Here is a 20,953-nt window from a genome sequence, read left to right as displayed (position 1 = left end):
GCAATTTATTCGGTTGCCAAACGGCCATGAGTGTTGAGATAATTTTCCGTCTGACTCTTGTTAATGCTCATGAGGTCTCAGTTCCTGTCCCGCCAGCAACGCTGAACGCGGGGTATCATCAACGAATTCTTAGTAATACCGATAAAATGGCAGAGAAACGCAATATCTTTCTGGTTGGGCCGATGGGTGCCGGCAAAAGCACTATTGGTCGTCAGTTAGCTCAGCAACTCAATATGGAATTTTTCGATTCCGATCAGGAAATTGAGCGACGTACCGGAGCGGATGTAGGCTGGGTATTTGATGTGGAAGGCGAAGCCGGTTTTCGCGATCGTGAAGAGAAAATCATCAACGAGCTGACCGAGAAACAGGGCATTGTCCTGGCGACCGGTGGCGGCTCCGTCAAATCCCGTGAAACCCGTAATCGTCTCTCCGCCCGCGGTGTGGTCGTCTACCTCGAAACCACCATCGAAAAGCAACTTGCCCGCACTCAGCGTGATAAAAAGCGTCCGCTGCTGCAGGTTGACGAACCGCCGCGCGAAGTACTGGAAGCGCTGGCTGGCGAACGTAATCCGCTTTATGAAGAGATCGCTGACGTCACCATTCGCACTGACGATCAAAGTGCAAAAGTTGTCGCCAATCAGATCATCAACATGCTGGAAAAAAATTAATCCAGCGCCCTGACGGCTCAGCAATAGGTATCGGTCATCATGGAGAAGATCACTGTCTCACTCGGGGATCGTAGTTACCCCATCACCATCGCTGCCGGACTGTTTAACGATCCGGCTTCTTTTTGGCCGCTGAAAGCCGGCGACAATGCCATGCTGGTGACGAATCAAACGCTGGCACCGATCTATCTGGAAAAACTCGCGACGCTGCTGAGCAACGCCGGGGTGAAAGTGGATCAGGTGATTCTGCCCGACGGTGAGCAGTACAAAACGCTGGCGGTGATGGACGAGGTTTTCACCGCGCTACTGCAGAAGCCGCACGGCCGTGACACCACGCTGATTGCGCTGGGCGGTGGCGTGATTGGCGATCTGACCGGTTTTGCTGCCGCCAGCTACCAGCGCGGCGTACGCTTTATTCAGGTGCCGACCACCTTGCTGTCGCAGGTTGACTCCTCGGTTGGGGGCAAAACTGCGGTGAACCATCCCCTCGGTAAAAACATGATCGGTGCTTTCTACCAGCCGGCTTCGGTGGTGGTTGATACCGACTGCCTCACTACGCTGCCGCCGCGCGAGCTGGCCTCCGGTCTGGCGGAAGTGATCAAATACGGCATCATTCTCGACGGTGAATTTTTCCAGTGGCTGGAGCAGAATCTTGATGCGCTGCTGGCGCTGGATAACACCGCCATGGCTTACTGCATTCGCCGCTGCTGCGAGCTGAAAGCCGACGTGGTGGCGGCCGACGAGCGTGAAACCGGCCTGCGTGCGCTGCTCAATCTCGGTCATACTTTTGGCCATGCGATTGAAGCGCATATGGGTTACGGCAACTGGTTGCACGGTGAAGCGGTCGCGGCGGGCATGGTAATGGCGGCGCGCACTGCTGAGCGTCTGGGTCAGTTCAGCGCTGCCGATACTGACCGCATTATTGCGCTGCTGCAGCGTGCTGGCCTGCCGGTTAACGGCCCGGCCAGCATGACGGCAGAAGCCTATCTGCCGCACATGATGCGCGATAAAAAAGTGCTCGGCGGCGAGCTGCGTCTGGTGCTGCCTCTCGCTATTGGCCGCTCCGAAGTGCGTGGCGGCGTGGCGCATGATATGGTGCTGGCTGCGATTAACGATTGCAAAGTATCTTGATTATCCCCGGACTACGTCGGGCTGCTGTCCGGCGGGGGAACAGTGAGCAGTGATGCGGCACGTGGGAAGCGTGCCGTTTTACGGAGGAGGCTAAATGGATGAGTTCAAACCGGAAGACGAGTTAAAACCTGACGCCAGTGACCGCCGTCCCACGCGGCCTCGCAAATCGTCTTCTGCGCCGAAAGCGAAAGTACCGGTTTCCCGTCAGCATATGATGATGGGCATCGGCATTCTGGTGCTGCTGATTCTGGTGCTGGGCATTGGCTCCGCGCTGACCGGCCCGGACGAGAAGAAACCGGCCAGCAACAGCGCCAGCACCGGTAGCGCGGCACCGGCTGGCGGCGGCAGTGAAAAGAATATCGACCTGTCAGGTTCAACCGCCATGAGCGGCCAGCAGAATGCCACGCCGTCGGCTGAGGGCAGTGCGCCGCAGAATACCGCCGGTAACGCCGCACCCGCTGGCAGTGACGGTCAGCCAATCTCCATGCCGTCTGTCTCCTCCACGCCGACTCAGGCAGCACCGGTTGACACACCGGCCAACCAGCAACGCGTAACGCTGCCGGGCGATCTCAATACCGCGCTGAATAATCAGCAGGGTTCCGTTGATGCCGCGGCGCAGGGCGCACAGGGCAACAGTTCGCTGCCTACCGCACCGGCAACGGTCAGCGGCAGCGCCGGCAAAGCGGTCACGCCGCCGGCGGTACGCGCTGAGACGCCACCGCGCAGCCTCGGTGCCAGCAGCGGCAGCAGCCACAAAACCCCGGCTGCCAGCAAACCGGCCGCAGTGAAAGAGAACAAAACGCACACCACCACCGCGCACAACAGCGCATCGGCCAGCAGTGGCGGTGCCAGCAAGTCGCTGCCATCGGGCGGCAACTACACGCTGCAGCTGAGCGGTGCGTCGAAAGAAGCGAGCCTGAACGCCTGGGCGAAGAAACAGAATCTGAGCGGTTATCACGTGTATAAAACCACGCGTAACGGCCAGCCGTGGTACGTGCTGGTGAGCGGCGCTTATGCCACACCGGCCGAAGCCAAACGTGCGGTAGCTTCACTGCCGGCAGAAGTGCGTGCGGCGAACCCGTGGGTTAAACCGCTCAGCCAGGTGAAGAAAGAGAGCCAGTAAGTGATGTGGGGCCGCGTTGCTGCGGCCCCGTTCTAAGCGCAGATCTGCTGTCGGTTTCGCCACAGCCAATAATTAAGATGTAATAGCCACGACAGCATGAAGAAAAATCGCGCTTTCCTGAAATGGGCCGGAGGGAAATACCCGCTGCTTGACGATATCCGTCGTCATCTGCCACAAGGTGATTGTTTAATCGAACCTTTTGTCGGCGCCGGTTCCGTATTCCTCAACACCGATTATGACCGTTATCACCTGGCGGACATCAACGGTGATCTGATCAATCTCTATAATATCGTCAAAACTCGTACCGCCTCGTTTATTGAAGACGCGCGCCAGCTGTTCAGCGCCAGCGGCAATACGGCGGAAACCTATTACGCCCAGCGTACGGCGTTCAACGCCAGCACGGATACCTATCAGCGCGCCGTGCTGTTTCTTTATCTTAACCGCCACGGTTACAACGGCCTGTGCCGTTACAATCTGCGCGGTGAATTTAATGTGCCCTTTGGTCGCTATCGTAAGCCGTACTTCCCGGAAGCCGAACTGTTATGGTTCGCCGAGCGGGCGCAAAAAGCCACCTTTGTCTGTGAATCGTACGATGTTACTCTGGGCAACGCCCCTGCAGGCTCAGTGGTTTATTGCGATCCGCCGTACGCGCCGCTGTCGGCGACGGCTAATTTTACCGCTTACCACACCAACAGCTTTAGCCTGCGCGAGCAGCAGCATCTGGCGGAACTGGCCAGTAAGCTGGCGCAGGAGAGCCGCATCCCGGTACTGATTTCAAACCACGATACCCTGCTGACGCGCGAGTGGTATCAGCATGCGGATTTACACGTAGTTAAAGCCCGGCGTTCCATCAGCCGAAGCATAAGTGGTCGCACTCAGGTTGACGAACTGCTGGCGCTTTTCCGCTAGCCTGTTTCGTCCGCGACCAACGCATCACGCCAGCTCCGGCTGGCGCACAAAATTGGGAGATTCGGATGAAACAATTTTTACTGGCCCCATCAATCCTTGCCGCTGATTTTGCCCGCCTGGGCGAAGATACCGCTAAAGCGCTGGAAGCCGGTGGCGACGTGGTGCATTTCGATGTGATGGATAACCACTATGTTCCCAATCTGACCATGGGGCCAATGGTGCTGAAAGCGCTGCGCGATTACGGCATCACCGCGCCCATCGATGTGCATCTGATGGTCAAACCGGTCGATGCGCTGATCCCGGAATTCGCCAAAGCGGGTGCCAGCTTCATTACTTTCCATCCCGAAGCCAGCGAGCACGTTGACCGTACGCTGCAGCTGATCAAAGAGCACGGCTGTAAAGCCGGTCTGGTGTTCAATCCGGCAACGCCGCTCAGCTATCTCGATTACGTGATGGATAAGCTCGACATCATTCTGCTGATGTCGGTCAACCCCGGCTTCGGTGGCCAGTCCTTTATTCCGGGCACGCTGGATAAACTGCGCGAAGCGCGTCGTCGCATTGACCAGAGCGGTTACCAAATCCGTCTGGAAGTGGATGGCGGCGTGAAAATCGATAACATCGGTCAGATCGCGGCGGCCGGGGCTGATATGTTTGTTGCCGGCTCGGCGATCTTCGGTCATCCGGATTACAAGAAGGTGATCGATGAGATGCGCAGCGAACTGGAGAAAGTTAATGGCTCATTTCACTGATATCCGCGCGCTGGCGTTCGATCTCGATGGCACGCTGGTGCACAGCGCGCCAGGCCTGGCACAGGCGATCGATCTGGCGCTGGCCGATTTGCAGCTGCCGCCCGCAGGCGTTGAGCGCGTCTCAACCTGGATTGGCAACGGTGCGGACATCATGATGGCGCGGGCGCTTACCTGGGCGCTGGGCCGTGAGCCGCAGGCCGACGAGCAGCGCGACGCGCGTGCGCTGTTCGACAAACATTACGCCGCAACGGTGGAAGCCGGCAGTACGCTTTTTCCACAGGTGCAGGAGACGCTGGCTGCGCTGCACGCCAGCGGTCTGCCGCTGGCCATCGTCACCAACAAACCCACACCGTTTGTTGCTCCGCTGCTGCAGTCGCTCGGCATTGCCGACTACTTTTCTCTGATCATCGGCGGCGACGATGTGGTGGTGAAAAAACCACATCCGGCGGCGATTTTTCTCGTTCTCGGCCGTTTCGGTGTGCTTCCAGGACAATTGCTGTTTGTCGGTGATTCGCGCAATGATATTCTCGCTGCCCAGGCGGCGGGCGTGCCAAACGTTGCGATGACCTTCGGCTACAACTACGGTGAGCCGATTGCCACCAGCCAGCCCGATTTAACTCTCGATACTTTTAGCGAACTTTTGCCCGTTCTCGGGCTGTGATTATCAGGACATAACATGAGCAAACCCATCGTTTTCAGCGGCGCCCAGCCTTCCGGTGAACTGACCATTGGCAACTACATGGGTGCGCTGCGTCAGTGGGTGCAGATGCAGGATGATTTCCACTGCATTTACTGCATCGTCGATCTGCACGCCATCACCGTTCGTCAGGACCCGGCCGCGCTGCGCAAAGCCACGCTGGATACGCTGGCGCTGTACCTTGCCTGCGGTATCGATCCGGAAAAAAGCACCATCTTCGTGCAGTCGCATGTACCGGAGCACGCCCAGCTGAGCTGGGTACTGAACTGCTACGCCTACTTCGGCGAACTGAGCCGCATGACGCAGTTCAAGGACAAATCGGCACGTTACGAAGAGAACATCAACGCCGGTCTGTTCGATTATCCGGTGCTGATGGCGGCCGATATTCTGCTCTATCAGACTAACCAGGTGCCGGTCGGCGAAGACCAGAAGCAGCACCTTGAGCTGAGCCGCGATATCGCCGCGCGCTTCAATGCGCTGTATGGCGACGTGTTTAAAATTCCTGAGCCGTTTATTCCGAAGTCCGGCGCGCGTGTGATGTCACTGCTGGAGCCGACGAAGAAGATGTCGAAATCCGATGACAACCGCAACAACGTGATTGGTCTGCTGGAAGACACCAAATCGGTGGTGAAGAAGATTAAGCGTGCAGTGACCGACTCGGAAGAGCCGCCGGTGGTGCGCTACGACATCAAAGAGAAAGCGGGCGTGTCTAACCTGCTGGATATCCTGTCAGGCGTGACCGGTAAGTCGATTGCGCAGCTGGAGCAGGAGTTCGAAGGCAAAATGTATGGTCACCTGAAAGGCGCGGTGGCAGATGCTGTGTCTGAGATGCTGACTGAGTTGCAGGAGCGCTATCATCGTTTCCGCAATGACGAAGCGTTCCTCAACCAGGTAATGCGCGATGGCGCAGCGAAAGCCCGTGCGCATGCCCAGGAAACGCTGAAGAAAGTGTATGACGCCGTAGGCTTCGTGGCGCAGCCATAAGCCGGTTTGCCGGGGCGCAGCACAACGCGCCCCGCAGGCTTTACTTCACCCGATGCAGCGTCAGCTCTGCGCCATCCCAGAATAGCCGCGCATTGCCGTCGGCCAGCACGCTCAGTACCGCGCCCGGTGCCGGTCCCCACGCCTGATTGCCACAATGCACGTTGAAGCCATAGCGAAAGCTGAAATCACGATCCTGTCCGGCCCCGCTGGCGGCGCTCAGGCGCGGTTTTCCCTGGCAATTGTCGGTCGCCGGATTGATGCCGCGTTCGGCAGTGCCGCGCGTCCAGCTGATCGCATTGGGTTTAAACGCCACGCGCGCGCCCATAAACTGCGGATCGTTTTTGATGTAAATCTGGCCGTTCTCCTTTTTCGGCGTCACGGCAACCACCTGCCATTCGCCCGTGACCGTTGACCACGTCACCGGGGCGGCACTCACCGCCACGCTCAGCGGCATCAGCAGCGCCGCGGCCAGAGAAATAATGCGCATGGAAACTCCTTGTGATTGATTTGGCTGCTCAGTCTGGCGGCAAAGCGCAGTGCTGTACAGTATTTTACCGCATCAGAACCAGCGCAGCTGCGTGCGCAGGCTGACCACGCGGCCCACAATGATCAGCGCCGGACTGGCAAACTGCTGTGCCAGCGTCGCCAGCTCCTGCAGCGTGGCGCAGGCGACGCGCTGCTGCGGCGTGGTGCCGTGCTGCACGATAGCCACCGGCATCGCTGCGTCCATCCCGTGCCGTAACAGCTGCTGCTGAATGTCGGCCGCCTGGCTGAGGCCCATATAAAACACCAGCGTCTGCTGCTCCGCCGCCAGTTTGCCCCACTCCATTTCGCCGTGCTGCTGCAGATGGCCGGTGACGAAGCGCACGCTCTGGGCATGGTCGCGGTGGGTGAGGGGAATACCGCTGTAGGCGGCACAGCCGGAGGCGGCGGTGATGCCCGGCACCACGCTGAACGGGATGTTATGCTGCGCCAGCACCTCCAGCTCTTCGCCGCCGCGGCCAAAAATAAAGGGATCGCCGCCTTTGAGGCGCACCACACGCTTGCCGCGCTGCGCCTGCTCCAGCAGCAGCTGGTTGATTTGTTCCTGCGGCACGCAGTGATGGCCCGCCTGTTTACCCACGAAGAGGCGTTCGGCATCGCGCCGCACCAGATTAAGGATCGGCTCCGACACCAGCCGGTCATACACCACCACATCAGCCTGCTGGATAGCCTGCAACCCTTTTAGCGTCAGCAGACCGGCATCGCCCGGCCCGGCGCCGACCAGCACGACTTCGCCCTGCTGCGTCAGCGGCGCCGCAAACAAGGCATCGACCTGTGCGGCAGCGCGTGCCCGATCGCCGTTGGCCAGCGTTTGGGCCAGCCGATCGCTGGCAAAGAAGCGCTCCCAGAAGGCGCGGCGTGGCGCCATGGCGCTAAAATGCTGCTTCACGCGCTCGCGCAGTGAGCCCGCCAGCGCAGCCAGTTCGCCGAGATGCTGGGGCAGCATCGCCTCCAGCTTCTCGCGTAGCAGACGCGCCAGCACCGGCGCGCGGCCACCGGAAGAGACGGCGATCATCAGCGGCGAGCGGTCGATGATCGACGGCATAATGGCGCTGGCCTGCTGTGGCGCATCCACCAGGTTACAGAAGAGGCGGCGCTGTTCGGCGGCGTCAGCCACCTGCTGATTGACGGCATCATCATTGGTGGCCGCAATCGCCAGCCAGCATTCATCCAGCCAGTCATCGGCAAAGGCGCCGTGCAGTAACGTCACTTTTCCCTGTTGAGCCCACAGCTGAAATGCCGGGGAAAAATCCCGCGCGCCGACGTACAGCTCTGCGCCGGCCTCCAGCAGCAAACGCGCTTTGCGTTCAGCCACATCGCCTGCGCCAACCAGTAAACAACGCTTGCCTTGCAGCCGACAAAACAGCGGAAAGTAATCCATAGCGAATCCTGAAAAAAAGCCCGCACGGTGCGGGCTGTGGAAGGGATTATACCGATTTCAGCGGCGAAGCCTGGGCTTGCGTCTGCGGGCGCTGCGCCTGCGGCGTGGCATACCAGTAGCCGAGGCCCATCAGCACCATGCCAGAGAACATATTGCCGAGCGTCACCCACAGCAGGTTGTGGCCGATGCCGCTCAGCGTCAGGTCGGCGCTGTGCTGGCCAAACCACGACAGCGCAAATACCGTCATGTTGGCGATGGAGTGCTCGTAACCGGAGGCGATAAACGCCAGCAGGCACCACCAGATAGCGATGAACTTCGCGGCCCCTTCGCTGCGCACTGCCATCCAGATCGCCAGACACACCAGCCAGTTGCACAGCGCGCCTTTAAAGAACAGCGCCATCGCCGTCTGCGTGGTTTTTGCCAGCGCCACGCTGTGGATCAGCGAACCGGCGTTCGGCAGCAGCGCACCAGCGGCGTAGTAGTAGAGCAGGGCGACAAACACCGAGCCGATCAGGTTACCCAGCCAGGTTTGCGGCAGCACGCACCACATCTGGCCGTGGCTGATGGTGCCGGCTTTGACGCCCACGGTGAGGAACATGGTATGACCGGTAAACAGCTCGGAACCGGCGATGATGACCAGCGTCAGGGCAATACCGAAGGTGGCGCCCATCAGCAGTGGACGATATGCCGGGTCCGCCAGGTTGCCGAGGGTGAAGATCAGGATGATCGCCAGGCCAACGTAAGCGCCGGCCATCGCCGATCCGATCCAGAAGGCCAGCGGGCTGTGCTGTGCGGTGCGTACAATGCGCGCCGCATTGGCGGCGCAGGTGTTCAGGGTGTCAGAAAACATAGTGACGTCTCATAAAGTGAAGGAATTCTGTCAGGCGCAGACTTCGACCTGGCCGTTGCTGACGCGCACCGCATAGCTCGCCACCGAGCGGCTTTCATCTTCCAGACAAACGCCATCACTCAGGCGAAAACGCTGTTTTTTCAGTGGGCTGGCGACCCACAGCGTGTGCTGGTGTTCGGCGATCAGGCCGCGCGACAACACGCTGGCTTCAGCAAACGGGTCGATGTTGCTCAGAGCGTACAGCTGCGCATCGTCGCGCGGGCGAAAGATGGCGATCTGCTGACCGTTAACCAGCGCGCACACGCCGGTAGCGGGCAGGATTTGTGTGAGTTCACACACGGTGTACCACTGGCTCATGCGTCAGCCTCCTCGATCAGGGTAATCGCGATGCGCTCCGCCGGACGCGCCGGGCGATGCTGCTCGCGTTCACTGACGTGCTGCACCAGCGGGTCGCGCTGCGGGCTGTTAATAAACGTGGCGAAGTGCGCCTGCTGCTGCGGGTCGTTAACCGTGGCGGTCCATTCACAGCGGACGTCAGCGCGCAGACGCGTCAGCTCCTGTTCCAGCTGCGCGTTAAGGCCGAGCCGATCGTCGATAATCACGCTGCGCAGATAGTCGATGCCGCCGTCCATGCTCTCCAGCCACAGCGAAGTGCGCTGCAGGCGGTCGCCGGTGCGGATGTAAAACATCATGAAGCGGTCGAGATACTGCAGCAGCGTGTCGCGGTCGAGGTCAGCCGCCAGCAGATCGGCGTGGCGCGGTTTCATGCCGCCGTTGCCGCACACGTACAGGTTCCAGCCTTTTTCGGTGGCGATGACGCCGACATCTTTGCCCTGCGCTTCGGCGCATTCACGGGTACAGCCAGAGACGCCAAACTTCATCTTGTGCGGCGTGCGGATGCCTTTGTAGCGGTTTTCCAGCTCAATGCCGAAGCCGAGGCTGTCGCCAACGCCATAGCGGCACCAGCTGCTGCCGACGCAGGTTTTCGCCATGCGCAGCGCTTTGGCATAAGCCTGTCCGGTTTCAAAGCCGGCGGCAATCAGCTGTGACCAGATGGCCGGCAGGTCATCGCGCTGCGCCCCGAACAGGCCGATGCGCTGTGAACCGGTGATTTTGGTGTAAAGGTTGTACTGCCGCGCCACTTCGCCCAGCGTCATCAGCCCCTGCGGCGTGATTTCACCGCCGGCGGTGCGCGGAATCACCGAGTAGGTGCCATCTTTCTGGATGTTGCCGAGATAGAGATCGTTGCTGTCCTGCAGCGGCGTATGCTGCGGCTTGAGGATGTATTCGTTCCAGCAGGAGGCCAGCAGCGATCCGACGGTCGGTTTACACACTTCACAGCCGTAACCCTGGCCATACTTCGCCAGCAGCGCGTCAAACGACTTGATCTCCTCCACGCGGATCAGGTGATACAGCTCCTGGCGCGAATAGGCGAAATGCTCGCACAGGTGATGATTGACTTCGATGCCCTGACGGCTCAGCTCAGCGTTCAGCACTTGCGTAATCAACGGGATGCAGCCGCCGCAGCCGGTACCGGCGCGGGTTTCGGCTTTCAGCGCCGCCACGGTGTGGCAACCCGCCTGCACCGCGTTAACGATATCGCCTTTGCTGACGTCAAAGCAGGAGCAGATTTGCGCGCTGTCCGGCAGCGAATCGACGCCCAGCGCCGGTTTTTCGCCGCTGCCCGCCGGCAGAATCAGCAGCGCCGGGTTTTCCGATAAGGCGATGTGATTGAGCGCCAGCTGCAGCAGATTGCCGTAGTCGCTGGTGTCGCCCACCAGCACCGCGCCGAGCAGAGTTTTGTTGTCTTCGCTGACGATCAGGCGCTTATACACGTGCTGCTGTTCATCGAGCCAGATGTAACTGCGCGCGCCCGGCGTGCGGCCGTGCGCATCGCCAATGCCGCCGACGTCCACGCCCAGCAGCTTGAGTTTGGCGCTCATATCGGCACCGGCAAAGACGCTGTCACGCCCGACCAGCGCATCGCTGGCGACCTGCGCCATTTTGTAGCCCGGCGCCACCAGACCGTAAATCCGATCCTGCCAGGCGGCGCATTCCCCAATCGCGTAGATCGCCGCATCGCTGGTCTGGCAGCGATCGTTGATGGCAACGCCACCGCGCTGGCCGAGCGCCAGGCCGCACTGTTGCGCCAGCTTATCCTGCGGGCGAATGCCGGTGGAGAACACGATAAAGTCGACGTCGAGCGCGCTGCCATCGGCGAACGCCAGCGTTTTACCGCCTTTAGCGTGATGCACAATCTGCCGGGTATTTTTGCCGGTATGGACCTGCACGCCCATCTGTTCGATCTTACGCCGCAGCTGTTCGCCGCCCTGTGTATCCAGCTGTTCCGCCATCAGCACCGGTGCAAACTCAACCACGTGCGTTTCAATGCCGAGATTTTTCAGCGCGCCCGCCGCTTCCAGTCCGAGCAGACCGCCGCCAATCACCGCACCGCGTTTGCTGCGGCGCGCGCAGGCTTCTATCGCGTTGAGATCTTCGATGGTGCGATAGACAAAGCAGTCGCTGCCCTCCGCGCCGGCGATCGGCGGGATCCACGGATAAGAACCGGTGGCCAGAATTAGCGTGTCGTAATGCACCGCACGACCGGTGTTGGAGTGAATCAGCTTTTCCTCACGGTTGAGGGTAATGGCGCGCTCGCCAAGCAGCAGATTGACCTGATGCTTTTCGTAGTAGCCTTCGCGCACCAGTGAGAGTTCTTCGGCGGTGTGGTGGGAAAAATAGGCGGAGAGATGGACGCGATCATAGGCGACGCGGGGCTCTTCACAGAAAACGGTTATCGCGAACTGCTCAGGGGCGGCTTTGTCGATTAGTTCTTCGATAAAGCGGTGGCCAACCATGCCGTTGCCAATAATAACGACACTGTGCTTGCTCATGCTTGCCTCAAAATTTGCGGGATCTGCGCCTACCTTAGCGCGCTGTTTCTGGCGCTTATTGACGTACATCAACTGCGGCTTTATATACCCATTTAGAGGTATGTTGCTGATTTTACGCGTTTTTATCTAAGTCTTTTATTTGGTTGAAAATTACCCAATGGCGGCAGAAAAGTTGCCAGCGGCGCGGCCGTTTTTCGTGCTAGCTTAAGATGTTGCGTTTTCAGCGGAGAAGGATATGACCCAGCAAGCGTTTAAGTGGATAAACAACCTGCGCCTGGCAGGCCAACCGGGTTTATGGCAGATCGAAATTCGCCACGGCAACATCAGCGCCATCATTCCGCAGCCGCCGCACGCGGCCGCCCAGCCGGATGCGCTGGATGCCGCCGGTGGCCTGGCGAGCGCGCCGTTTATCGAGCCGCATATTCATCTCGACACTACGCAAACCGCTGGCGAACCGGCGTGGAATCAGTCCGGCACGCTGTTTGAAGGCATTGAGCGCTGGGCTGAACGCAAGGCGCTGCTTAGCCATGAGGATGTGAAGCAGCGCGCGCGGCAGACGCTGAAGTGGCAAATTGCCAACGGCATTCAGCACGTGCGCACCCACGTGGATGTGTCCGATCCCACGCTGACCGCCTTAACCGCGATGCTGGAGGTGAAAGCGGAGATGGCGCCGTGGATCGATATCCAGATCGTGGCCTTTCCGCAGGAAGGCATTCTCTCTTATCCCAACGGCGAAGCGCTGCTGGAAGAGGCGCTGCGCCTCGGTGCTGACGTGGTGGGCGCGATCCCGCATTATGAATTTACTCGCGAATACGGCGTCGAATCGCTGCACAAGGCGTTTGCGCTGGCGCAGCGCTATGACCGGCTGGTGGACGTGCACTGTGACGAGATTGATGATGAGCAGTCACGCTTTGTCGAAACCGTGGCGGCGCTGGCGCACCGCGAGGGCATGGGCGCGCGCGTCACCGCCAGCCACACCACGGCGATGCATTCGTACAATAACGCGTATACCTCGCGGCTGTTCCGCCTGCTGAAGCTGTCGCAGATTAACTTTGTCGCCAATCCGCTGGTGAATATTCATCTGCAGGGACGCTTTGACAGCTACCCGAAACGGCGCGGCGTGACGCGGGTGAAAGAGTTGCTGGAGGCGGGTATCAACGTCTGCTTCGGCCATGATGATGTGTTCGATCCCTGGTATCCGCTCGGTACCGCCAGCATGCTGCAGGTGCTGCACATGGGGCTGCACGTTTGTCAGCTGATGGGCTATGAGCAGATCGACAGCGGTCTGCAACTCATCACGCACAACAGTGCGAAAACTATGCAGCTGGCGGATTATGGCGTGCAGGTGGGCAACGCGGCCAGCCTGATTATTTTGCCTGCTGATAACGGGTTCGATGCGCTGCGCCGTCAGGTGCCGGTGCGCTATTCGCTGCGCAAGGGCGTGCTGGTGGCGGCCACACAGCCGGCAAGCAGTGAAATTTATCTCGGTGCTAGCGAAGCGGTGACGTTCCGGCGTTAAGGGAGCGGGAAGGGGAATAGCGGCGCGAGGCTTCGCGCCGCTCGGGGGATCAGGCAGTCTGGTGTGCGTGCTGGCGATGTTTGGTGACAAAGCCGAGCAGCACACACATCACGAACACCACCGCGTACAGCGCGTTCGCGGTGGATAGCGCCGCGTGGGCACCGCCTTTCGCCACGATCGGGCCGGTGACCACGAAGGTCAGCATGGTGCCGACGGTGCCGCAGGTGAGGATGAAGTTCACCAGCTTCGGCGATGACGCTTTGGTCTGCAGCGAGCCCAGCGTGATGATGGTGGTGTAAATGGCGCTGGAGAAGAAGCCAAGCGACATAATGATCCAGTGCAGCATGCTGGCATCGGTGGTTTTCACGAACCAGAACATCAGGCCGGTGGCCAGCAGCGCCAGCACCACCAGAATGCGTTGCAGGTCGAAGAAGCGCAGCAGGAAGCTGAACGCCCACATGCCGACCATATAGGCGGTCCAGAAGTTACCGACCAGCTGACCGGCGGCGGCGATATCCATGCCCATTGATTTGGTGGCGTATTCCGGTACCCAGGAGATGAAGCCGAGCTGGCCGAGGATGTAGCACAGTGCCGCGATCGACAGGAACAGCACGCCGATGCCCCACTTCTCTTTTTCGCCGCCCTGCACCGCGGCTTCGCTCTTCAGTACCGGGAACTCGACCATCAGCGTCAGGATGAAGATCGCCACGTAGATCACGCCAATGCAGGCGTAAACCCAGTACCACGGCAGCGCGCGCGCCAGCAGAATGCCCGCGATAATCGGGAAGATGGTGCCGGCCATGCTAAAGAACGAGTCGGTAAACAGCAGACGGGAACCGCGCTGGCGACCATCGTACAGATGGGTAATCAGGAAGGTGCCGATCGACATGGTGATACCGCTGACCACGCCGAGCACGAACATGCACAGCGAGAACACCGTGAGGTTATGGCTGGTCATCAGCCCGGCCACGGCGAGGATCATCAGCACAAAGCCAAAGATCAACTGGCGCTTGAGTGGCACAATCACCATCAGCCAGGCGTTCAGGAACACCGCCGCCAGAATACCGGCGTTAAGGAAAGTGAAGGTGTTGCTCATCTCTGAGATGGGCAGCTGGAAATACTGGGCAATATTATCCAGCACCATACCGGTAACGATCACCAGTGCGCCGGTGAGCGCATAGGAGAAAAAGCTGATCCAGGTAAGGCCAATGCGATTACGGTTTGTCATGTTCTGAACCTGTGATGCGCCGACGTGGCAAAAAGTGTCATGAATTGTAAATGGATCTGTGATCGTAATAAACAAGCAGTGAAACGTGCGAGAAATATTTCATTAATAGTGTGATTTTCGTCACGCAAATGATTGCGCGACGGGAAAAGTATGACGATAGCAACATCAGCGTAAATATAGGTAAAACGCTGGCTCTTGTATTACATGCTCTTTACAATCAATCTCGTTTTTGAGCTTGCTCTCCAAGGTAAGGAATCTTTCATGCTTAAACGTACTTTGACAGCGGCGGTTGCCCTGTTAGCGCTCTCTTCTGTATCTGCTTCGGCTCTGGCGGCGAAAGGGGATACGCACGTGCTGCTCACCACCTCTGCGGGCAATATCGAACTTGAACTGGATAATCAGAAAGCCCCGGTTTCAGTAAAAAACTTTGTGGATTACGTGAATAACGGCTTCTACAACAACACCATTTTCCATCGTGTGATCCCGGGTTTCATGATTCAGGGCGGCGGCTTCACGGCGGATATGCAGCAGAAGCAGACCAACGCGCCGATCAAAAACGAAGCGGATAACGGCCTGCGCAACCTGCGTGGCACCATTTCCATGGCGCGTACCGCTGAGAAAGACAGTGCCACCAGCCAGTTCTTCCTGAACGTGGCGGACAACGCTTTTCTTGACCATGGCCAGCGCGACTTCGGCTATGCGGTGTTTGGTAAGGTAGTGAAAGGCATGGATGTGATCGACAAGATCGCCCAGGTGCCGACCAAAGATGTCGGGCCATACCAGAATGTGCCGTCAAAACCGATTGTTATCACTTCCGCGAAAGTCCTGCCCTAATCCCTCTGCGCGCCACCTCTGGGTGGCGCCGTCTGCCGCGCTCCGGCAAAGCTGAAATTTGCTCTTATACTTAGGGCACATCCTGCTTGCCGGAGGCGCTATGAGCAGCAAACTCACCGAAAAACAGAAAATCACGTTGTGGCAGCAAACCCGTGCGGCCAATTATCAGGCCAGCTGCAAACTGGCCGGTTATACGCTGAATGAACCTGCCGTCGAGAGCGCCCAGGCGGACGATCGTCTGGCATCGCTGAGGAGGCAATATGGCGGATAACAGCCTGGCGGTGCGCGATCCCTACTTGTGGCACAACGATGACGTGCTGAAAAACCTGCTGGAAATTCACGACGTGGCACAGCTGCGTAAAGCCGAGCTGGCATTCAGCGCGGCGCGGCTGGCCACGCTGGCGCTCGGACCGGCCACGCCTGGCCTGCCGCACCTGCGCCAGATTCACCGCACGCTGTTTCAGGATATCTACAGCTGGGCCGGCGAACTGCGTACCATCGACATCTGGCGCGACGACACGCCCTATTGCCACTGCGAGTACATCGAGAACGAGGGCAATGCGCTGATGAGCGCACTGGAAGAGGAAGAGGGCCTGTGCGACCTCGACCCGCAGACCTTCGTGGCACGCATCGCGCATTACTACTGTGAAATCTATGTCCTGCATCCGTTCCGTGCCGGTAACGGGCGGGCACAGCGCATCTTTTTCGAACAGCTGGCGCTGCACGCGGGCTATCTGCTGAACTGGGATACGCTGGAGCCTGAAAGCTGGCACAAGGCCATCGTCGCCGGCGTCGGCGGCGATCTCGCGCCGCTCAACGCGCAGTTTGCGAAAGTGGTGAGTCCGGCGCGTTAAAATGCGTAGAATAGCGGCGGTTTTACTGGCCTGAGGGCATTATGCTGCTGCTAATTGATAACTACGACTCCTTTACCTGGAATCTCTACCAGTACTTTTGTGAACTGGGCGCGCAGGTGCGCGTGGTGCGCAACGATGCGATGACGCTGGAAGAGATGACAGCGCTGCCGCTGAGTCATCTGGTGATCTCGCCGGGCCCCTGTACGCCGGATCAGTCCGGCATTTCGCTCGAAGCCATTCGCCACTTTGCCGGACGGTTGCCGGTTCTCGGGGTATGCCTGGGCCATCAGGCCATCGCCCAGGCCTACGGCGCACAGGTGGTGCGCGCGCGCCAGGTGATGCACGGCAAAACCTCTGCGGTGCAGCACACCGGCCAGGGCGTGTTCCGCAACCTGAATAATCCGCTGACCGTGACGCGCTATCACTCGCTGATTGTGGCGCGCGACACGCTGCCGCCGGAGTTTGAAGTCACCGCCTGGAGCCTGCGCGACGGCGTTGCCGATGAGATCATGGGCTTCCGCCATCGTACGCTGCCGCTGGAGGGCGTGCAGTTCCATCCGGAGAGCATTCTCAGTGAGCAGGGACATCAGCTGCTGGCGAATTTCCTCAATACGTAACTTCCGTTTGCCATTGCATGATTTTTTATGCATATTTTGTGATTATAATTTCACATCAGCTCAACAAATAACCCGATGAGGTCATCAATGGCAGCGGAAAATCTAGCGGTAAGCCGGGAAACGTTCGATAACGTTATTTTGCCTGTTTATGCACCTGCGCAGTTTGTGCCGGTCAAAGGCAAAGGCAGCCGCGTGTGGGATCAGCAGGGCAAAGAGTATATCGATTTCTCTGGTGGTATCGCGGTCACCGCGCTTGGCCATTGTCATCCGGCGCTGGTGGAAACGCTGAAAAGCCAGGGCGAAACCCTGTGGCACACCAGTAACGTGTTCACCAATGAGCCGGCACTGCGCCTCGCTAGTAAACTGATCGCGGCGACCTTCGCCGAGCGGGTATTCTTCGGTAACTCCGGTGCCGAAGCGAACGAAGCGGCGTTCAAACTGGCGCGCTACTACGCCTGCAAAAAGCACAGCCCGTTCAAAAGCAAAATTATTGCTTTCCACAACGCCTTCCACGGCCGCACGCTGTTCACCGTCTCGGTGGGCGGTCAGCCGAAATACTCCGATGGCTTTGGCCCGAAGCCGGCGGATATCGTCCATGTGCCGTTTAACGATCTGGCCGCGGTGAAAGCGGTGATTGACGACCACACTTGCGCGATTGTGGTGGAGCCGATTCAGGGGGAAGGCGGCGTGATGCCGGCAACGCCGGAATTCATGCAGGGATTGCGTGCGCTGTGCGATCAGCACAACGCGCTGCTGGTGCTGGATGAAGTGCAGAGCGGCATGGGCCGCAGCGGTAAGCTGTTTGCTTACGAACACTATGGTATCAAGCCAGATATCATCACCACCGCTAAAGCGCTGGGCGGCGGTTTCCCGGTGAGCGCGATGCTGACCACCCATGAAATCGCCTCGGTGATGGCGCCGGGCGTGCATGGCACCACCTACGGCGGCAACCCGCTGGCCTGTGCGATTGCCGAAACCGCGCTGGATATCATCAATACGCCCGAGGTACTGAATGGTGTTGACGCGCGCCGTGAGCAGTTTGTCTCGGCGCTGCAGAAGATCAATCAGCAGTTCGACATCTTCAGTGAAATTCGGGGCAAAGGGCTGCTGCTGGGTGCCGTACTCAACGCGCAGCACGCCAGCAAAGCGCGCGATATCCTCAACGCTTCCGCCGCTGAAGGCCTGATGGTACTGACCGCCGGCAGCGATGTGATTCGCTTTGTGCCGTCGCTGGTGATTGAGCCGACCGATATCGCAGAAGGCATGGCGCGCTTCGCCCGGGCGATCGCGAAAGTCCTGAACTAACCTTTCGGCTTCAGCACGCTGAGCCAGCGGCCGTGATGTGGGCGCTGGCTCCACGCCAGTGAAGAAATGGTGTGCATCACATTGAGGTGCTGCAGAATGCGCTTCACATGCTGTTCGACAATCGTCACCGGCCCCTCATTCAGATTCTCCGGCGCTTCCAGAATATTGCTGTCGTTGCCCGGCCCGTCGTAAGCCAGCCGCTGCTGACAGCGCTGCAGCGCAATTTCACAGGACTGCAAATAGCGCTCCGCCAGCTTTGGCGTCAGCATGGTGTGCTCGCGCGCCAGAATGGTCATGGCGTTGATGTGCTCGACGATAAACTGGCTGTGAGTCACCCACAGGCGCATATCTTTCAGATACTGGAAGTTAAAGCCCGGTTCGGTAGACGCCTGGTTGAGCGAGTTAAACAGCGCGTTGTGCGCCTGGTTAACCTTGACGCGCTGATACGCCAGCTTCTCCGGCGCCTGCTCCGGACCGAGCAGCAGGCGCAGCGCCTCCTGATAAGCCTCCAGCGCGTCGTGCGCGTTATTGCGCAGCAGCCCGCTCTGCCACTGCGGCCATAGCCAGATCATGCCGGCGAAGGCAATCAGGCAGCCCATCAGCGTATCCATCATGCGTGGCAGCAGGAACTGCGCGCCATTCAGTGACAGTAGCTGCAGCGAATACACCGCCGTCACCGTAAAGCCAATCATCGACCAGCCATAATATTTACGCGTGATCAGATAGCTGGCGAGGGTGATGACCAGCATGGTCAGCAGGGCAATCGACTCCGGTACGGCAAAGCGCAGCGACGCCGCGGCGATCAGCAAGCCGGCGAAGGTGCCGAGTGCCCGGTGCTGAATGCGAACGCGCGTGGCGCTGTAGCCGTTCTGGCTGACAAACATGATGGTCATCAGAATCCAGTAAGGCTTGGGAATATTGAAGAACAGCGCCAGCGCGCTGCCGAACATCAGCATCACGGCGAAGCGCGCCGCCGTCCGCAGCGCGGCAGATTTCAGCGACAGGTAGCTGCGCAGCGCCGGCAACAGCGGCAGGCGTCGCTGGCGATCGGCCATCAGGTCGCGGGTATACAGCGGCTTCTGCGTGCGCAGCACGCGCGCAATGCGGCTGAAATGGTAGAGGCAGAAATTACCGACCGGATTATCCGGGTGCTGCCGGGCAATTTTCTCCAGCGCGCCGAGCGGCTTCTCCATGTGGAAGCGTTCCGGCAGCTGGTGATAGAGAATGGCATCGGCCAGCACGCGTAGCCGTGCCGAAATGATTTTCGCATTCCAGCGGATCACCGCCTCGGCGTGGCTTTGCTCCACCAGCTTTTGCACCTCTTCCGGCTGGTGCAGGCTGACCGAGATATGTTCCTGCAGATCGAGCGCGACCTGGAAAGCGCGCGTCAGGCGTTTATGGCTGTTATCACGGCTGGCGGACAGCATATGCATCTGCTGGTAGCAGGTGGTGATCAGATCGACCGCTTTCTGCTGGCGCGCCAGTAGCGGCGGCAGCGCTTTTTCCGGATCGGTCAGCTGCGTCAGCAGGGTGTATTTGGCGTCGCAGTAATCGGCCAGCTCGCGGTACAGCAGGCTGAGGGTCTCGCGCATCGGCTGCTCTTTCCACAGCCAGAACCAGAACCAGTTAAACAGCCCGTACCACAGCGTCCCGCCGATATACAGCAGCGGCGGGACCCACATCGGCATACGGCCGACGAGGCTTAAGGTAAAGATGGCGGCGATCAGCGTGCCGGGCAGCAAACGACCATGCAGCGGGCTGATTTCACCGGTCACGCCCACCAGCAGCGGCAACACCAGCAGAATCAGCGGCAGCGGCACAGCGTAAGCCGTGAGGTACTGAATCAGAAAACTGCCGCTGGCGAACAGTGCGCCGCCGACAATCAGCCGTTTGAAGAACCGCTTATGTGGCGTATCCAGACCGGCGATGTTGCAGCAGGCCGGCACCAGGGAGAACAGCAGCCCTTTTTGCAGATCGCCAAACAGCCAGCCGAGCGCCACAGGCAGGCACAGCACCAGCGTTTGCCGCAGCGCATAGTTAACTTCCGGATGATAGATGATTCGACGCCACATCATCTCATCGTAAACAGAAACGGCGCGATGTTGCCATCACGCCGTAGGTGAGAAGAAATCAGCGGGTGCCGTAAACGACGATGGTTTTGCCGTGTGCGGAGATCAGGTTCTGATCTTCCAGCATTTTCAGGATACGACCCACGGTTTCGCGTGAGCAGCCCACGATCTGACCAATCTCCTGACGGGTGATTTTAATCTGCATACCGTCCGGGTGGGTCATGGCATCAGGCTGTTTCGCCAGGTTGAGCAGCGTTTGCGCGATACGGCCGGTCACATCGAGGAAGGCAAGGTTGCCGACTTTTTCAGATGTTACCTGCAGGCGACGCGCCATCTGCGCCGACAGGCGCATTAAAATATCCGGATTGACCTGAATCAGCTGACGGAATTTTTTGTAGGAAATTTCAGCCACTTCGCAGGCGGTTTTCGCACGTACCCAGGCGCTACGCTCCTGGCCCTCTTCAAACAGGCCGAGCTCACCGATGAAATCCCCCTGATTGAGGTAGGAGAGGATCATCTCTTTGCCTTCTTAATCTTTAATCAGTACCGCGACGGAGCCTTTCACGATGTAGTACAGCGTTTCCGCTTGCTCACCATGATG

General features: G+C 59.2%; 20 protein-coding genes and 1 pseudogene. 13 read left to right on the top strand and 8 right to left on the bottom strand.

All coding sequences use genetic code 11. From position 1 onward, the window contains the following. Window positions 1-146 precede the first annotated feature (146 nt). From aroK to trpS, 7 genes are all read left to right on the top strand, one after another. Window positions 147-668 (top strand): shikimate kinase AroK, encoded by a 522-nt coding sequence (aroK, locus tag QMM04_RS02550; protein ID WP_010617392.1) that lies wholly within the window; start codon window positions 147-149, stop codon window positions 666-668. A 39-nt stretch (window positions 669-707) separates the two neighbouring features. Next, entirely contained in the window at window positions 708-1,796 is a 1,089-nt protein-coding gene (aroB, locus tag QMM04_RS02545) for a 3-dehydroquinate synthase (protein WP_264250332.1), read from the top strand. A 94-nt stretch (window positions 1,797-1,890) separates the two neighbouring features. Next, window positions 1,891-2,919, top strand: coding sequence for an SPOR domain-containing protein (locus tag QMM04_RS02540; protein WP_282995580.1), 1,029 nt, complete (start codon window positions 1,891-1,893; stop codon window positions 2,917-2,919). 96 nt (window positions 2,920-3,015) lie between these two features. Then, complete coding sequence (gene dam / locus QMM04_RS02535) at window positions 3,016-3,828, top strand: adenine-specific DNA-methyltransferase (RefSeq protein WP_021507424.1); 813 nt, start codon at window positions 3,016-3,018, stop codon at window positions 3,826-3,828. 65 nt (window positions 3,829-3,893) lie between these two features. Then, window positions 3,894-4,577: a ribulose-phosphate 3-epimerase gene (rpe, locus tag QMM04_RS02530; protein WP_021507425.1), complete on the top strand. Its 684-nt coding sequence runs from the start codon at window positions 3,894-3,896 to the stop codon at window positions 4,575-4,577. Further along, window positions 4,561-5,238, top strand: coding sequence for a phosphoglycolate phosphatase (locus QMM04_RS02525; protein WP_264441905.1), 678 nt, complete (start codon window positions 4,561-4,563; stop codon window positions 5,236-5,238). The genes rpe and QMM04_RS02525 overlap by 17 nt, the downstream gene beginning before the upstream one ends. A 15-nt stretch (window positions 5,239-5,253) precedes the next feature. Further along, window positions 5,254-6,258, top strand: a complete 1,005-nt coding sequence (gene trpS, locus QMM04_RS02520) for a tryptophan--tRNA ligase (protein ID WP_058770971.1) — start codon at window positions 5,254-5,256, stop codon at window positions 6,256-6,258. A 40-nt stretch (window positions 6,259-6,298) separates the two neighbouring features. Here the strand turns inward: trpS and QMM04_RS02515 are convergent, their stop codons facing one another. The 5 genes from QMM04_RS02515 to nirB all read right to left on the bottom strand — a co-directional run bounded on the left by QMM04_RS02515 (window position 6,299) and on the right by nirB (window position 11,926). Then, complete coding sequence (locus QMM04_RS02515; RefSeq protein ID WP_058759299.1) at window positions 6,299-6,745, bottom strand: hypothetical protein; 447 nt, start codon at window positions 6,743-6,745, stop codon at window positions 6,299-6,301. A gap of 72 nt (window positions 6,746-6,817) precedes the next feature. Continuing rightward, the gene (cysG, locus tag QMM04_RS02510) at window positions 6,818-8,182 is read right to left on the bottom strand and encodes a siroheme synthase CysG (RefSeq protein WP_264441906.1); all 1,365 of its coding nucleotides are present in this window, start codon (window positions 8,180-8,182) and stop codon (window positions 6,818-6,820) included. Between the two features lie 46 nt (window positions 8,183-8,228). Then, the gene (nirC, locus tag QMM04_RS02505) at window positions 8,229-9,032 is read right to left on the bottom strand and encodes a nitrite transporter NirC (RefSeq protein ID WP_058780172.1); all 804 of its coding nucleotides are present in this window, start codon (window positions 9,030-9,032) and stop codon (window positions 8,229-8,231) included. A 30-nt stretch (window positions 9,033-9,062) separates the two neighbouring features. Beyond that, window positions 9,063-9,389, bottom strand: a complete 327-nt coding sequence (nirD, locus tag QMM04_RS02500; RefSeq protein ID WP_021507431.1) for a nitrite reductase small subunit NirD — start codon at window positions 9,387-9,389, stop codon at window positions 9,063-9,065. After that, complete coding sequence (gene nirB / locus QMM04_RS02495; protein WP_282995579.1) at window positions 9,386-11,926, bottom strand: nitrite reductase large subunit NirB; 2,541 nt, start codon at window positions 11,924-11,926, stop codon at window positions 9,386-9,388. The genes nirD and nirB overlap by 4 nt, the downstream gene beginning before the upstream one ends. Before the next feature lie 235 nt (window positions 11,927-12,161). Here nirB and QMM04_RS02490 point away from each other — a divergent pair, with 235 nt between their 5' ends. Then, window positions 12,162-13,445, top strand: coding sequence for a cytosine deaminase (locus QMM04_RS02490; RefSeq protein ID WP_021507433.1), 1,284 nt, complete (start codon window positions 12,162-12,164; stop codon window positions 13,443-13,445). A 49-nt stretch (window positions 13,446-13,494) separates the two neighbouring features. On the opposite strand, the gene tsgA is transcribed toward QMM04_RS02490, so the two are convergent. Next, window positions 13,495-14,673: an MFS transporter TsgA gene (gene tsgA / locus QMM04_RS02485; protein ID WP_021507434.1), complete on the bottom strand. Its 1,179-nt coding sequence runs from the start codon at window positions 14,671-14,673 to the stop codon at window positions 13,495-13,497. Window positions 14,674-14,934: 261 nt separating this feature from the next. Between tsgA and ppiA the strand changes: the two genes are divergently transcribed. The 5 genes from ppiA (at window position 14,935) to QMM04_RS02460 (ending at window position 18,283) form a co-directional block, all read left to right on the top strand. Next, the gene (gene ppiA, locus QMM04_RS02480; protein WP_021507435.1) at window positions 14,935-15,507 is read left to right on the top strand and encodes a peptidylprolyl isomerase A; all 573 of its coding nucleotides are present in this window, start codon (window positions 14,935-14,937) and stop codon (window positions 15,505-15,507) included. Window positions 15,508-15,607: 100 nt separating this feature from the next. Continuing rightward, on the top strand, window positions 15,608-15,778 hold the full coding sequence (locus tag QMM04_RS02475) for a YhfG family protein (protein WP_021507436.1): 171 nt from the start codon (window positions 15,608-15,610) through the stop codon (window positions 15,776-15,778). After that, entirely contained in the window at window positions 15,768-16,361 is a 594-nt protein-coding gene (locus QMM04_RS02470; RefSeq protein WP_125309850.1) for a putative adenosine monophosphate-protein transferase Fic, read from the top strand. Before QMM04_RS02475 ends, QMM04_RS02470 begins: the two co-directional genes overlap by 11 nt. Before the next feature lie 41 nt (window positions 16,362-16,402). Continuing rightward, complete coding sequence (locus QMM04_RS02465; protein WP_088517938.1) at window positions 16,403-16,978, top strand: aminodeoxychorismate synthase component II; 576 nt, start codon at window positions 16,403-16,405, stop codon at window positions 16,976-16,978. A gap of 87 nt (window positions 16,979-17,065) precedes the next feature. Further along, complete coding sequence (locus QMM04_RS02460; protein ID WP_058759292.1) at window positions 17,066-18,283, top strand: aspartate aminotransferase family protein; 1,218 nt, start codon at window positions 17,066-17,068, stop codon at window positions 18,281-18,283. On the opposite strand, the gene QMM04_RS02455 is transcribed toward QMM04_RS02460, so the two are convergent. After that, window positions 18,280-20,355 (bottom strand): YccS/YhfK family putative transporter, encoded by a 2,076-nt coding sequence (locus QMM04_RS02455; RefSeq protein WP_021507439.1) that lies wholly within the window; start codon window positions 20,353-20,355, stop codon window positions 18,280-18,282. The genes QMM04_RS02460 and QMM04_RS02455 overlap by 4 nt on opposite strands. 58 nt (window positions 20,356-20,413) lie before the next feature. Beyond that, window positions 20,414-20,953: pseudogene (gene crp / locus QMM04_RS02450) on the bottom strand (cAMP-activated global transcriptional regulator CRP); the annotation flags it as partial.

It is taken from the genome of Pantoea sp. Pa-EAmG (assembly GCF_030024295.1).
GTDB classification, from domain to species: domain Bacteria; phylum Pseudomonadota; class Gammaproteobacteria; order Enterobacterales; family Enterobacteriaceae; genus Pantoea; species Pantoea dispersa.
Note: the sequence above shows the minus strand (reverse complement) of the source record. Positions and strands in the feature narration are given on the sequence as shown.

Excerpts from the sequence above, each read along its gene's own strand:
- QMM04_RS02490 (WP_021507433.1), top strand. The coding sequence starts at position 12,162 with ATGACCCAGCAAGCGTTTAAGTGGATAAACAACCTGCGCCTGGCAGGC.
- QMM04_RS02475 (WP_021507436.1), top strand. The coding sequence starts at position 15,608 with ATGAGCAGCAAACTCACCGAAAAACAGAAAATCACGTTGTGGCAGCAA.
- QMM04_RS02525 (WP_264441905.1), top strand. The coding sequence starts at position 4,561 with ATGGCTCATTTCACTGATATCCGCGCGCTGGCGTTCGATCTCGATGGC.
- cysG (WP_264441906.1), bottom strand. The coding sequence starts at position 8,182 with ATGGATTACTTTCCGCTGTTTTGTCGGCTGCAAGGCAAGCGTTGTTTA.
- rpe (WP_021507425.1), top strand. The coding sequence starts at position 3,894 with ATGAAACAATTTTTACTGGCCCCATCAATCCTTGCCGCTGATTTTGCC.
- tsgA (WP_021507434.1), bottom strand. The coding sequence starts at position 14,673 with ATGACAAACCGTAATCGCATTGGCCTTACCTGGATCAGCTTTTTCTCC.
- dam (WP_021507424.1), top strand. The coding sequence starts at position 3,016 with ATGAAGAAAAATCGCGCTTTCCTGAAATGGGCCGGAGGGAAATACCCG.
- QMM04_RS02455 (WP_021507439.1), bottom strand. The coding sequence starts at position 20,355 with ATGTGGCGTCGAATCATCTATCATCCGGAAGTTAACTATGCGCTGCGG.
- QMM04_RS02515 (WP_058759299.1), bottom strand. The coding sequence starts at position 6,745 with ATGCGCATTATTTCTCTGGCCGCGGCGCTGCTGATGCCGCTGAGCGTG.
- aroK (WP_010617392.1), top strand. The coding sequence starts at position 147 with ATGGCAGAGAAACGCAATATCTTTCTGGTTGGGCCGATGGGTGCCGGC.
- nirC (WP_058780172.1), bottom strand. The coding sequence starts at position 9,032 with ATGTTTTCTGACACCCTGAACACCTGCGCCGCCAATGCGGCGCGCATT.
- QMM04_RS02465 (WP_088517938.1), top strand. The coding sequence starts at position 16,403 with ATGCTGCTGCTAATTGATAACTACGACTCCTTTACCTGGAATCTCTAC.
- QMM04_RS02470 (WP_125309850.1), top strand. The coding sequence starts at position 15,768 with ATGGCGGATAACAGCCTGGCGGTGCGCGATCCCTACTTGTGGCACAAC.
- ppiA (WP_021507435.1), top strand. The coding sequence starts at position 14,935 with ATGCTTAAACGTACTTTGACAGCGGCGGTTGCCCTGTTAGCGCTCTCT.
- aroB (WP_264250332.1), top strand. The coding sequence starts at position 708 with ATGGAGAAGATCACTGTCTCACTCGGGGATCGTAGTTACCCCATCACC.
- nirD (WP_021507431.1), bottom strand. The coding sequence starts at position 9,389 with ATGAGCCAGTGGTACACCGTGTGTGAACTCACACAAATCCTGCCCGCT.
- trpS (WP_058770971.1), top strand. The coding sequence starts at position 5,254 with ATGAGCAAACCCATCGTTTTCAGCGGCGCCCAGCCTTCCGGTGAACTG.
- QMM04_RS02540 (WP_282995580.1), top strand. The coding sequence starts at position 1,891 with ATGGATGAGTTCAAACCGGAAGACGAGTTAAAACCTGACGCCAGTGAC.
- nirB (WP_282995579.1), bottom strand. The coding sequence starts at position 11,926 with ATGAGCAAGCACAGTGTCGTTATTATTGGCAACGGCATGGTTGGCCAC.
- QMM04_RS02460 (WP_058759292.1), top strand. The coding sequence starts at position 17,066 with ATGGCAGCGGAAAATCTAGCGGTAAGCCGGGAAACGTTCGATAACGTT.